General features: G+C 29.8%; 12 protein-coding genes. 9 read left to right on the plus strand and 3 right to left on the minus strand.

Annotated elements, in window-relative coordinates:
* Nucleotides 1–167: 167 nt before the first annotated feature.
* The gene (locus FYJ27_RS13105) at nt 168–647 is read left to right on the plus strand and encodes an ABC-2 transporter permease (protein WP_412030657.1); all 480 of its coding nucleotides are present in this window, start codon (nt 168–170) and stop codon (nt 645–647) included.
* A gap of 324 nt (nt 648–971) precedes the next feature.
* A complete protein-coding gene (locus tag FYJ27_RS11165) occupies nt 972–1,352 on the plus strand; it encodes a hypothetical protein (RefSeq protein ID WP_154484911.1) in 381 nt (126 codons plus the stop codon).
* Nucleotides 1,353–1,571: 219 nt separating this feature from the next.
* Here the strand turns inward: FYJ27_RS11165 and FYJ27_RS11170 are convergent, their stop codons facing one another.
* From FYJ27_RS11170 to FYJ27_RS12965, 3 genes are all read right to left on the minus strand, one after another.
* The gene (locus FYJ27_RS11170) at nt 1,572–1,715 is read right to left on the minus strand and encodes a hypothetical protein (protein WP_154484912.1); all 144 of its coding nucleotides are present in this window, start codon (nt 1,713–1,715) and stop codon (nt 1,572–1,574) included.
* Nucleotides 1,716–1,769: 54 nt separating this feature from the next.
* Nucleotides 1,770–2,924, minus strand: a complete 1,155-nt coding sequence (locus tag FYJ27_RS11175; RefSeq protein ID WP_154484913.1) for a site-2 protease family protein — start codon at nt 2,922–2,924, stop codon at nt 1,770–1,772.
* Between the two features lie 81 nt (nt 2,925–3,005).
* Nucleotides 3,006–3,140, minus strand: a complete 135-nt coding sequence (locus FYJ27_RS12965) for a hypothetical protein (RefSeq protein WP_268234926.1) — start codon at nt 3,138–3,140, stop codon at nt 3,006–3,008.
* A 153-nt stretch (nt 3,141–3,293) separates the two neighbouring features.
* On the opposite strand from FYJ27_RS12965, the gene FYJ27_RS11180 reads away from it, so the two are divergent.
* The 7 genes from FYJ27_RS11180 (at nt 3,294) to gatB (ending at nt 13,564) form a co-directional block, all read left to right on the plus strand.
* Nucleotides 3,294–3,467, plus strand: a complete 174-nt coding sequence (locus FYJ27_RS11180) for a hypothetical protein (protein WP_154484914.1) — start codon at nt 3,294–3,296, stop codon at nt 3,465–3,467.
* Nucleotides 3,468–3,610: 143 nt separating this feature from the next.
* Nucleotides 3,611–6,877, plus strand: coding sequence for a UvrD-helicase domain-containing protein (locus tag FYJ27_RS11185; protein WP_154484915.1), 3,267 nt, complete (start codon nt 3,611–3,613; stop codon nt 6,875–6,877).
* A gap of 15 nt (nt 6,878–6,892) precedes the next feature.
* On the plus strand, nt 6,893–8,878 hold the full coding sequence (gene ligA, locus FYJ27_RS11190) for an NAD-dependent DNA ligase LigA (RefSeq protein ID WP_154484916.1): 1,986 nt from the start codon (nt 6,893–6,895) through the stop codon (nt 8,876–8,878).
* Nucleotides 8,879–8,899: 21 nt separating this feature from the next.
* On the plus strand, nt 8,900–10,285 hold the full coding sequence (locus tag FYJ27_RS11195) for an APC family permease (RefSeq protein ID WP_195839126.1): 1,386 nt from the start codon (nt 8,900–8,902) through the stop codon (nt 10,283–10,285).
* Between the two features lie 82 nt (nt 10,286–10,367).
* Nucleotides 10,368–10,652, plus strand: coding sequence for an Asp-tRNA(Asn)/Glu-tRNA(Gln) amidotransferase subunit GatC (gene gatC, locus FYJ27_RS11200; protein WP_154484918.1), 285 nt, complete (start codon nt 10,368–10,370; stop codon nt 10,650–10,652).
* A 13-nt stretch (nt 10,653–10,665) separates the two neighbouring features.
* Entirely contained in the window at nt 10,666–12,144 is a 1,479-nt protein-coding gene (gatA, locus tag FYJ27_RS11205; protein WP_154484919.1) for an Asp-tRNA(Asn)/Glu-tRNA(Gln) amidotransferase subunit GatA, read from the plus strand.
* Complete coding sequence (gatB, locus tag FYJ27_RS11210) at nt 12,134–13,564, plus strand: Asp-tRNA(Asn)/Glu-tRNA(Gln) amidotransferase subunit GatB (RefSeq protein WP_154484920.1); 1,431 nt, start codon at nt 12,134–12,136, stop codon at nt 13,562–13,564. Before gatA ends, gatB begins: the two co-directional genes overlap by 11 nt.
* Nucleotides 13,565–13,567 lie beyond the last annotated feature (3 nt).

The raw sequence follows: 13,567 nt of genomic DNA on the forward strand, positions 1-13,567 counted from the left end.
AGGCTAACTATTTGTTTTTTGAAATCTTCCGTATACCTTTTTGCCATTTTAATTCCTCCCAATTCTTTATATTTTATATTATATCATTGTTCGGAATTTAGTTGTCCTATTTAGTATAGCCTATCTAGATACCTATCATAAGTTTAACAATTAGTTTGTTATTTGCAATGCAAGTTTTGCAAACAATTAGCTTTGATGAATCTACAAATTGGAATAAACTTACCCTGGCTATGCTATTATCTGTAAGTGAGGTTACTTTGTCTAAGTATCTACTTGCTCTAATTCTAGCAATTTTATCATCCATAATGGTAACATTAGTTGGAGGGTTACTAAATTTAATTTTTAAAAACACCAATAACAATTTATTATTTTATATTATTTTAAGTTTTTCTTGTGGAATTATTTATAATTCATTTATTATTCCTATAGCGATTAAATTTGGAACGCATAATTGTAAGTACATTATGATGATATTTGTAACTTTACCAACTTTTATAGCATTTATTCTAAGACATTTCAACATAAAAATTCAAAATATAAAAATAAGTTATACCTTATATTTACTAATTTTGCTTATAATATCATTAATAATTTTCATTATATCTTATTATATTTCATTATGTATAAGTAATCGAGATATTGAATGAGTAAGTTTCATAATTATAAAGTATTAACTTTATTTAATTTTCCCTAAAAATGATTTTATTCAAATTTGTCAAATTAATTAAATGTCAACAAAAACTATCCGTTTTTTCTGAAAAAATATTATTTAAATTAAAAACATATTAAGAGAAGTACATATGAGCTATTAGATTTTAGAATTATTATATTAGGCTCAAGTTTCCTAGGTGAATAATTTATCTCCATGGATATAGAATTATAACGATAATATTAAAACATGTGGTTTTTACACTAATGAAATAAGTTTAGCCCCAAATTAGAACTTTACTTTAAAATAGGAGGTTGAAAGCATGGATACAGAAAATATTTTCTTTTTCTTCTTATCAATTATGACTTTGGCATATGCTATAAAAACATCAATTACAATATTTTTAGATAGAAATAAAATAGCAGAAACCCAAGGGAAAATAGTAAATATTGAACTTGTTTTTCCAGAGATAATGATGAATAGAAATGTAAAGTTAGCTACATTTGAATATTATGTGGATGGGAAGAGATATATTTCTGAAAATCAACTTAAAATGTCGCTGGCAGCAGATGTTGGAGATATAAAAAGTATAAAATATTATATAGATAAACCTAGCGTTTTATATACAAAATCGTATATACATTTTTATCTGCCTTTAATAGTATCTTTTGTTTGCTTTTTGCTAGGACTTATATCATATTAATATAGTGTAGAAATAAGTATATTTCAGTAATTCTATCTTTTAATAATCAAAACTGACGTTATCTATTTAGCCCCTTAACCATTTTGGACAATCACACATGATTATAATAAAGAAACTATGTATTAAATTATTTAAGGTTGAATTGCAACAATACTAATTGTACTTGCTTTAGTTAATTAACCCTAGCTATTACAAATTAAGTAATAGCTAGGGTTTTGTTTATTTTTTCCTATTTTTATTCTTTGATTTTTTATTATCTTTCATATCTTCATTGTCAGTTATTCCATGTTCAGCGGCGATTTCATAATTCATCTGTTTAAAAAAGTTTTTATCATTTTTTTTATTCTTCTGTTTTTCTTTCAAAACTATCACCTCATATGTATTTTTTACACAATATATCTATTCATACAAGGCAATTTAAGGCATTTGATTCAATATTAATTCATCATGATAAAGGCCATCAAGTTGTTTAAATACACTATATATTGAACTTGGCTTGATATTTTTTTTATCAAGTAAATATTTGGAATTATCTTTTTTAAAAATAATTTGTTCCCCTTGAATTTTCCAATAATCAAATACAGGAGATTTAGATAGTGTTTTAATGAAACTATCATATATATCTACTGCTTTTTCATGTTCCCCTTCTTTTTCAAAATAATATGCTATATGTAATAACAATAATCTATGTTGTTCTGTTTCTTGTTTTTCTATAATCTGATTTTTATTTTCATAATAATAATCTATATAATATACTATTGATTTTGGTAATTCATCCATTATTCCAATAAGATATTCGTCAATAAAGGTAGTAGCACATGAAACTGTAAATAAATCTGTTTTTCTATCTTTTGCCCTTTCTTCAAAGCCTCTTAGCAGGATTTCCTTTAAATAATTATTATTTATACGGGTGTTTTCATAATCTATTGAAAACATAGCATATTGATACATCATTAATGCAGCAAAAAAATCATCATTTTTATATAAAGAATATGCACTAAAATCGCCATATACAGCTTCAGACTTTGCAAAACAAGTAAAAAATAAAAACATATTAATTAATAACAAAGTTCCACCAAATATTAATAAATATGGATTGATTATTCTATATTTTAAAAAGTTAATTAAAAGTAATAAAGCTCCTATTATTGCAAGTAGAAGAGTAACCATTGGAGCAGCAATTATAGCATTTGCATAGCCTTTTTGTGCTTTTTTAAATTCTTCCTCATTGGAGATAACAGTTAGATTTGGAACTGCAATTCCTCCAACCCCAATATTATTACGATTTAATCTTAATCTCCATTTTTCTCCGTCAAATATAAAAGAGAATATAGAAATGGTAAGCATCCTTATCTGTATCCCATTTAAAATGAAAGCGAAAAAATGTCCCAGTTCATGTAGTGTAATGGAAATATAAAAAGTTAATATCATTATTGCTAACATGGGAAATATAGATACATCCATATTTTTAGATATATTATTGATGAACATTATAATTCCAAATCCTCCAATAGCTCCAAAGAGCATACTGCCTATAGTTTTAAATATTTTCTTTAGCGATTTATTTTTCAATATCCTAGTACCTCCTATGACTAAATTTTCTACTGAGAATTATATCATAAATATTAAAAAAACAGTATATGAAGGAAGGATTTACAACATCTTATTTTTATCAATATATATTTTAATGGCTTGTAGAAGTCTATAGGCAAGTATGAAGAAAACTATATAGCTAATAAATTCAAAAACACTACCTAAAACGCCCAATGTACTTATTAAATATCCCATATAAAGCACCTCTTTCTTTTTAAGGTAATTATATAACGAGTATATAGTAAAGTTTGTCATAATCTGTCATGGTAATTTGGAAATTATATATTTAAAGTAATTTTTTTGATATACTTAAAATTAATAGTTATTCAACTTTTGGGGGGATATAAAATGGCAACCTTTTTTCTTTTTGGCCATATAATATTTTCAGTATTATTTTTTCTAAACTTTGTATCTTTACTAAAGAAAATAGTAAAGAACAAAGAGGCAAATATCAATATATTATTTGGTGTTTTATTATCTTTTCTTATAGCTTATTCAAATATAATAATTGCAGGACATTAATAGTAATCAAATAAGAGTAAAAATAAATAATTTTTCAAAAAAGACCATGTATGTTTTTAGTACATGGTCTTTCTATTTGTCTTCTAATGTAATAGAATATATGATTGATGGGATATGATTATTTTTAATGGGAAGGTGAAAAGATGAGTTTTGTTGAAGGACTAAATGATAGACAAAAGGAGGCTGTGCTACATACAGAAGGGCCTCTTCTTATATTGGCAGGAGCAGGTTCGGGAAAGACTAGGGTACTTACCCATAGAATAGCTTACATGATAGAAGAAAAGGAAGTTTTTCCAAACAATATTTTAGCTATTACTTTTACAAACAAGGCTGCTAATGAAATGAAAGAAAGGGTAGGTAGTCTTGTAGGGGATAAGATAGAAGATATTTGGATAGGAACTTTCCACTCTATATGTGTAAGGATTCTTAGAATGAATATAAATAAAATAGGATATGATAGAAGTTTTACTATATATGATACGGCAGATCAAAAGACCCTTATAAAAGAATGTATAAAAGAGCAGAATGTAGATAAGGAAATGTTTAAGGAAAAGACTATATTAGGTACAATAAGTTCATTAAAAGATAAAATGAAAGGCCCAGATACTTATATTAAAGCTAATGAAGGAAACTATTATAATGAAACTGTGGGAAAAATATATGCTCTTTATGAAAAGAAGTTGAGGAAGAACAACGCACTAGATTTTGATGATCTAATCTTAAAAACCATCCAACTACTTAGGACAAACCCAGATGTATTAGAACTTTATCAAAGGAAGTTTAGATATATATTTGTAGATGAATACCAAGATACAAATAAAGCTCAATACGAACTTATAAAATTATTTTCTGGAAGATATAAAAATCTATGTGTCGTTGGCGATGATGACCAATGTCTTGTAGAGGGAATGACAGTCAATACTCCAAAAGGGAACATACCTATAGAAAACTTAAAAGAAGGGGATAGGGTTTATTCGCCTTCTGGTTGGGGAGAGGTAATGGAAGGTAGTATAAATAAAGTGATTCGTAAAGAGTATGAAGGGCCTGTAGTAAAGATAAAAACAGAAAGTGGTAAAACTATTAGAACAACCCCTAACCATATTATGTTTGGGAAATTAAATCCTCAACCAGGCAACTATATTGTATATTTAATGTATAAAAAAGGATTAGGTTATAGGGTAGGGCAAACTCAAGGGGTTAGGTCAAGAAAAAATCAGTATGTAAATGGACTGATGGTTAGAACAAATCAAGAACATGGAGATAAGGTTTGGATTTTAAAAATATGTAAAAGTAAAGAAGAAGCTTGTTTTTATGAACAACTTTATTCTTTTAAATATGGAATACCTACTACTGCATTTCATGGTAAGGGAAGAAGATTATCTTTAACTCAGGAAAGTATAGATAGATTGTTTAATGAAATAGATACGGAGAAAAATGTTATAAAATTGATGGATGATCTTTTAATATTTGAAGAATATCCTCATCATAGACCTAATGCTGTAATAAGAGGTGAAACACTGAGACGTGTTGTAAATTTAACTTTCTTCGGAGGCAGAAAAACTGGAAAGGATTCAGGATGGCATAGTCATAGGATTCATTTCAATACAACTGGAGATAGATTAAAAGAGGAGTATAGAAATGCAGGATTCCCAGTAAGAGATGGGAATAGGGATACTTGGAGGATTGAAACGGAAAGAAAAGAATATGATGAAGCTAATGAATATATAAAAGATATTGAAAAATTGTCTGATGATTTAGAGGTTCTTAGAAGAGCTAGATTGACAGAGAATGAAATTTTCAATTATATGCCAGCTTCTCATATTAAACCAACTATGAGTATAGCAGTATTTGAAAATGATGAAATAGTTGAAGATATAGTAAAAGAAGTAGATATAGAAGAATATAAAGGTTGTGTTTATGATATTTCAGTACCCCATTTTAGACAATATATATCTGGTGGAGTAGTAGTTCACAATTCCATTTACGGGTGGAGAGGGGCTGATATAAGGAATATTCTTGATTTTGAGAAGGATTTTCCAGATGCTAAAATAATAAAATTAGAGCAAAACTATCGTTCCACTAAGAATATATTGACTGTAGCCAATTCTATAATTAAGAATAATAATGAACGAAAAAATAAGAAACTCTGGACAGATAATATAGATGGAAGTCCAGTTATACTTAGTAAAACCTTTGATGAAAGGGATGAAGCTAATTTTGTAGCTGAAACTATAAGGGAACTAGTTGATAGTGGAAAGTATAAACCGTCAGATTTTGCAATTCTTTATAGAACCAATGCCCAATCTCGTGCTTTTGAAGAAGTATTTATGAGACGGAATATATCTTATAAAATAGTTGGTGGATTAAAATTCTATGACAGGAAAGAAATAAAGGATATAATCGCTTATTTAAGACTTATTCAAAACCCAGTAGACGATATTTCTTTTAGAAGGGTTATAAATGTACCTAAGAGAGGAATAGGTGCAGCTACAATAGAGAAGATTGAAAACTATGCATCTCAAACTGGAGAAAGTTTATATAGTGCTATATTGGATGTAGAAGATATACCAGGTCTTTCAAAAAGAGCTGTAAACAATCTAACTAAATTTACTGACATGATAAATAAATTTATTGCTATGAAGGAAGTTATGGATTTAAAGGATTTTATAGAAGAAGTAGTCAATGACACAGGATATATAGATGAATTAGAAAAGGAAGATACTATTGAGGCTACAACAAGAATAGAAAACCTTAAAGAGTTTATTTCTGTAGCTATAGATTTTGAAATGATGAATGAAGAAGGTACATTGGAAGATTTTCTAGCCGATATTTCATTATTATCTGATGTAGACAATATGGAAGAAGCTAATGAGTCTGTAACTATGCTTACAGTTCATAGTGCTAAAGGATTGGAATTTCCAGTAGTATTCTTAGTTGGTATGGAGGAAGGTCTATTCCCTATGGGCAGGGCCTTAGATAGTGAATCTGAGTTAGAAGAAGAAAGAAGGCTTTGTTATGTGGCTGTAACTAGGGCAGAAGAAGTGTTATATATAACTTATGCTAATTTAAGAACTATATATGGAAATACAACTTATAGTTCACCTTCTAGATTTTTAAAAGAAATGCCTAGAGCTATTATTCAAGATGGAAATGAAGAAAGACTAAATACCCAAGGGTTTAAAACTTCCAATTTAAGTTTTGGGGGAATAGGAAAGAAAGATAAGTTAAGAGGAATGAATAAAAACAAACAAAATGTAAGTATTGGTTCAAAAGTAAGACATAAAAAATGGGGAGAAGGTACTGTAGTTCAAGTAAAAGAAAAAAGTGGAGATATGGAAATAGTTGTAGCATTTAAGGAGCAAGGGATAAAGAAATTGTTACTTTCTGTAGCTCCTATAGAAATAATTTAAACTGAGGTGGTGTTTATGGATAAGAAGGCTAGAATTAAAGAACTTATAGATATAATAGATGATTTAAGTTATCATTACTATACTTTGGACAATCCAAAGGTAAGTGACAAAGAATATGATGTACTTTATGATGAATTAGTAAAGCTTGAAAGTGAAACAGGAATAGTTTATCCTTATTCCCCTACTCAAAGGGTAGGGGGAGAGCCACTTGAAAAGTTTGAAAAGTATATACATCGTGGCAACCTTTGGAGTTTAGATAAAAGTCAAAGTATAGAAGAATTGAAGAATTGGGATAAAAGGGTTAGAAGGCTGATTGGTGATTATAATAGGGATCATGAGGATAAACTTCCACTACCTACTTATATTACAGAATATAAATTTGATGGACTAACAATAAATCTTACCTATGAAAATGGAGAGCTTGTTCAAGGGGCTACTAGAGGGAATGGTGTAGTAGGGGAAGCTATATTGCCCCAAGTAAAGACTATAAATTCCATACCGCTGAAGATACCATTCAAAGGTACAATGGAGATTCAGGGAGAGGGACTGATGCCTCTATCTGCATTAGAAGAATATAATAGAACCCATGAAGAGCCACTAAAAAATGCGAGAAATGCAGCTGCTGGTGCTCTTAGGAACTTGGATCCAAAGGTCACAAAGGAAAGGAATCTTATTGCTTACTTTTATAATATTGGATATATAGAAGGTAGAAGTTTTGAAAGCCATATAGAAATGATAGATTTTTTAAAAGAAAATAGACTTCCTGTAAATAATTATTTGAAAATCTGTAACTCTATAGATGAAGTAATAGAAGAAATAGAGAAAATAGATGAAAGAAGGAAAGAACTAGATGTATTAACAGATGGTGTAGTTATAAAGATAGATGATATGAAGACTCGGGAAGTATTAGGATATACTTTAAAGTTTCCAAGGTGGGCTATTGCTTATAAATTTGAAGCGGAAGAGACTACTACCAAATTATTAGATGTACAGTGGAATGTAGGGCGTACTGGAAAGGTAACACCTACAGCAATATTGGAACCAGTGGAAATTGGAGGAGTAACAGTTAGAAGGGCTACTTTAAATAATTGGGATGATATATTGAGAAAAAAAGTAAGGTTGAATTCTAGGGTTTTAATTAGGAGGTCTAATGATGTAATTCCTGAAATAATGGGAACTATGGATACTAAAGAAGAAACTTACCCAATAGAAAAGCCAGAATATTGCCCTGCTTGTGGTAGTGAATTGGCTCATCAGGGGGTCCATTTGTTTTGTGCAAATTCTCTAACTTGCAAACCTCAACTTGTATCTAGAATGGTACATTTTGCTAGTAGGGATGCAATGAATATAGAAGGATTTAATGAAAAAACTGCAGAACAGTTATTTGAAGAATTGAATTTAACGGATATACCAGAAATATATGAATTAAAGTATGAAGACCTTATTGATTTAGAAAGGTTTGGGGATAAAAAGACTAACAATTTACTTAATGCTATTGAAAATAGCAAGAACACTACATTGGATTCTTTTATATATGCATTGGGAATACCTAATGTAGGAAAGAGAACAGCTTCAGATCTAGCAGACCATTTTAAGTCTTTAGACAATATAATTAACGCTACCTATGAAGAACTTATAACTATTCCAGATATTGGCGATATAATAGCTAAAAGTATTATAGAGTTTTTCCATGATCCTAAGCTATTAGAAGGAATAGATAAGCTTCTAAGTGAAGGAGTAAAGCCTGTTTATGAAGAGGAAGAAATAGTAGAGAATTCTTTCTTTAGTGAAAAAACTGTAGTTATAACTGGAACTATAGATGGATATGGAAGAAGGGATTTAAAGGAAATAGTTGAGAATATGGGAGGTAAAGTGACAGGAAGTGTAAGTAAAAAAACCGACTGTGTAATAGTAGGAGAGAATCCTGGTTCAAAGTATGAAAAAGCATTGGAATTAGGAATTGAAATAATAGATGAAGAAAAATTAAAGACAATTATATAGAAAATGGAAAGAAGGAAAACAATGAATAATAGGAAAGAACTTAAAAAGACTATGGGGGTTAAAGACTATTTCTTCTTAGCTTTTGGTATATATGGGGGAGCAGCTTGGATAACTACTCTTGGAGGATGGCTTAAACATGGGCCTATAGCTTCAATACTAGGTTTTATCATTTGTGGTCTAATGCTTATGCCTATAGGTCTTGTATATGGAGACCTTACATCTAAGATGCCAGTAGCTGGAGGAGAGATTGCTTTTGCCTATAAGGCTTTTGGACCTTTTATAGCAACAATGACAGGATGGTTTTTAGCATTAGCTTATATTATAGTATGTCCTTATGAAGCTATTTCAGTATCTTTAGTCATTGAATACATGTTTCCTAGTTTTAAAGTATTGCCACTATATACAATAAGAGGGTATACCATTTATCTACCCTCTTTAATAGTTGGAATTTCACTTTCTCTTTTATTTACTTATTTAAACTATAAGGGTGTTAAATTTACAAAGATTTTCCAAACTGTTGTAAGTACTACAATTATAATATTGGTTATAGTGTTTTTAATTTTATCTATATATAAAGGCAGTATAAATAATATCAAGCCTTATTTTGCACCAGATGAAAATAATTTTATTTCTATATTTAAAGTACTAAGTATGGCGCCATTTTTTTTGGCAGGTTTTGATGCTATTCCATTGGCAGCAGAGGAAGCTAAAGATAATAGGAGTATTAAAAAAATAGGGGCAATAATTATTCTTGCTATAGCTGTTGGGATTTTATTTTATTGTACAACTACTTTAGCTACTTCACTAATAAATCCTTGGCAGAAAACTGTAAGTAGCTCTATGCCTACTTTATATGCATTTACTAGTGCTTTTGGAAGTAAATTTAAAAATCTAGTTATGTCTTGTGCTATTTTAGGGCTTTTAAGTACTTGGAATGGCTGCTTTTTTGCAGGAACTAGAATATTGTTTGCTATGGGGAGAGGAGGACTACTTCCAAGTAAGCTTGGGAAACTCCATCCAAAGTATAATACTCCATATTTAGCAGCATTATTTACAGGATTTGTTTCTATATTGGGACCTTTTATTGGAAAGTCTGGACTTATACCTGCTGTAAATATAGGAGCGTTGGCTTTTGTAATAACTTGGCTATCTATAAGTCTTTCAGCTATTAAATTAGAAAAAGAAAATTTATTTGTGAAAAGGATAGCAACTTTTGTATGCCTATTTATATTAAGTATAATTCTGATACCATATTTTCCATCTTCATTATCTTGGCCTACAGAATGGGTGCTTTTAGGGGTGTGGATAGTTATAGGAATATCAATGTACTTTTTCATTCTAAATAAAGATGGGAAAATGACTAAAGAAGAACAAGCTTATCAGATACTTGGCAAATATAATAGGTAATATACAATTTGATTTTTTATTTAAATAAGTGGTAAAATAGAGACATAATCTCATTTAAGTAAGATTAGAAGGAGGAGAAAATATGATTTCTAAAGTGGAAATAGAACATGTAGCAAACCTTGCAAAACTTAAGTTTGATGAAAAGGAAATTGAAGATTTTACTGAAAAGTTTTCAGAAATAATTGGCTATGTGGAAAAATTGCAAGAGGTAGATACAGAAAATGTAAAGGCTACTTATCAAGTTAACCCTAATATTCAGCTTATGAGGGAAGATAAAGTAGAAGAAAGTTTTTCTAATGAAGAAGCTCTTTCAAATGCTCCAGATAAACAATATGGCTATTTTAAATTGCCTAAAATATTAGACTAGAGAGGTGAGTATATTGGATTTAATAAATCTTTCAGCAACTGAGTTGAAAAGAAAGATACTTAATAAAGAAATAAGTAGCAAAGAAGTAGTAGAGTGCTATTTAAATAGAATTGAAGAAGTTGAGGATAAGATAGATGCTTTTATTACATTAAATAAGGATGAAGCACTTAAAGCTGCAGAAGAAGTAGATAGAAAAATACAAAATGGTGAAGAAGTAGGTATGTTGTCAGGAATACCTATAGCTATAAAGGATAATATTTCAACTAAAGGTTTAAAGACTACTTGTGGCTCTAAAATGTTGGAGAACTATATACCTCCTTATGATGCTACAGTGATTGAAAATATAAGGAAAGAAGACGGTATTATAATTGGTAAAACTAATATGGATGAGTTTGCTATGGGTTCTTCTACTGAAACATCATATTTTAAAACTACAAAAAATCCATATGATTTAAATAAGGTACCAGGTGGTTCTAGTGGTGGTTCTGCAGCAGCTGTGGCAGCTTGTGATGTTCCATTGGCCTTAGGTTCAGAAACTGGTGGCTCTATTAGACAACCATCTAGTTTTTGTGGTGTTGTAGGGATCAAACCTACATATGGATTAGTATCTAGATATGGAGTTGTATCCTATGCTTCATCTTTAGATCAAGTAGGACCTTTTGCTAAAAATGTAGAAGATGCAGCCCTTTTATTAAATGTATTAGCAGGATATGACAAGAAAGATTCTACATCTATTTCCAGGGAGAAAGTTGATTATACTAAAAGATTAAAAGAAGATATTAAGGGGATGAAAATAGGCCTTCCAAAGGAATATTTCACTGAATATGTAGATGAAAAGGTGAAGAATCAAGTATTAGAAGCTGTAGAAGTTTTAAAAGATTTAGGAGCAGAAGTTGAAGAAATTTCACTTCCTCATACAGAATATGCACTAGCTTGTTATTATATAATAGCAAATGGAGAAGCCAGTTCTAATCTGTCAAGATTTGACGGAGTTAATTTTGGATATAGATCAGCTGAGTATTCAAATTTAGAAGAGTTGTATAAAAATTCTAGAAGTGAAGGTTTTGGAGAAGAAGTAAAGAGAAGAATAATGGTAGGTACTTATGTTTTGAGTAGTGGGTACTATGATGCTTATTATAGAAAAGCTCAAGAAGTAAGAACTTTAATTAAAAATGACTTCGACAAAGCTTTTGAAAAATACGATATTATATTGGCTCCAACATCACCAATACTACCTTTCAATATAGGAGAAAAAATAGATGATCCATTGGCTATGTATATGTCAGACATACTTACCGTATCAGTAAATTTAGCAGGTGCTTGTGCACTATCTGTGCCTTGTGGATATGTAGATGGACTGCCAGTAGGACTTCAAATAATAGGTAATGAATTTGAAGAAGAGAAGATATTGAGACTTGCTTATAACTATGAAAAGAACAGAGGTATTGACATGAAAATACCAAGTTTAAGGAGTGAAGAAAATGGCTTATAAAACTATCATAGGTCTTGAAATACATTCAGAGCTTATGACAAATTCTAAAATATTTTGCAATTGTACTACAGAATTTGGTGGAGATGCGAATACTCATTGTTGTCCAGTATGTTTAGGACTTCCTGGGGCATTGCCAGTAATAAATAAAAGGGTAGTAGAATATGGTATAAAAACAGGACTTGCATTTAATTCAAAAATTGCTAGAGAAACTAAGATGGATAGGAAAAATTATTTTTATCCAGATTTGGTTAAAGGATATCAAATATCCCAAGATGATATACCCCTTTGTAGTGGAGGGTTCATAGAAATTGAAAAAGAAGATGGACCTAAAAAAATAAGGCTTAGAAGGATTCATATTGAAGAAGATACAGGAAAATCATTACATTCAGAAGATGGTGGAAGTTTACTTGACTATAATAGGAGTGGAGTACCTTTAATAGAAATAGTAACAGAACCAGATATGAATTCTCCAGAGGAAGCTAAAGAGTTTTTAGAAAAATTAAAAGCTACCCTTGAATATATTGAAGTATCTGATGTAAAGATGGAAGAAGGTTCTTTACGTTGCGATGTAAATATTAATGTAGTTGACGAGGAAACAGGGAAAAAGACTAGCATTAGTGAATTGAAAAACTTAAATTCTTTCAAAGCTGTTGTAAAGGCTTTAGAATATGAAGAAAAAAGACATATAGCCCTATTAAAAGAAGGTAAAGAAAATCTAAAGGAAACTAGAAGATGGGATGAAGTAAATAATGAAACTATAGTTATGAGAATTAAAGAAGGAGCAGCTGACTATAGATATTTTCCTGAACCAGATTTAATAAAATTAGAAATAGAAGAAGAATGGATTGAAGATATAAAAAATAATTTACCAGAACTTCCTCATGATAAAAAAGAAAGATTCATGAAAGAATATGATCTTCCTGAATATGATGCAGGGGTACTTACCCAATCAAAAGCTTTAGCAGCTTTTTATGAAGAAACAGTTAAATATTCTAAAGATCCAAAACAAGTAAGTAACTGGGTTATGGGAGATGTTTTAAGAAGGATTAATGATGAGGAATTAGATATTAAAGATTTAAAATTCACACCAAAAGACTTAGGAGATCTATTAGAACTTATTGAAGAAGGAAAAATAAGTAATAATATAGGGAAAAAAGTATTGAGAGATATGTTTGATACAGGAAAATCTCCAAATAAAATAGTAAAAGAAAAAGGACTTATTCAAATAAGTGATGAGGGGGCTTTAAAAGAAATTGTCGAAAAAGTTATAGAGAAAAATGAACAGTCAGTAATAGATTATAAAGATGGAAAGGATAGAGCCCTAGGATTCTTGGTAGGTCAAATAATGAAAGAAACAAGGGGAAAAGCTAATCCTCAATTAGCAAATAAATTAATACTTGAAATAATTGACGAAAAGTGATAT

It is taken from the genome of Anaerosalibacter bizertensis, from assembly GCF_009696605.1.
GTDB classification, from domain to species: Bacteria; Bacillota; Clostridia; order Tissierellales; family Sporanaerobacteraceae; genus Anaerosalibacter; species Anaerosalibacter bizertensis.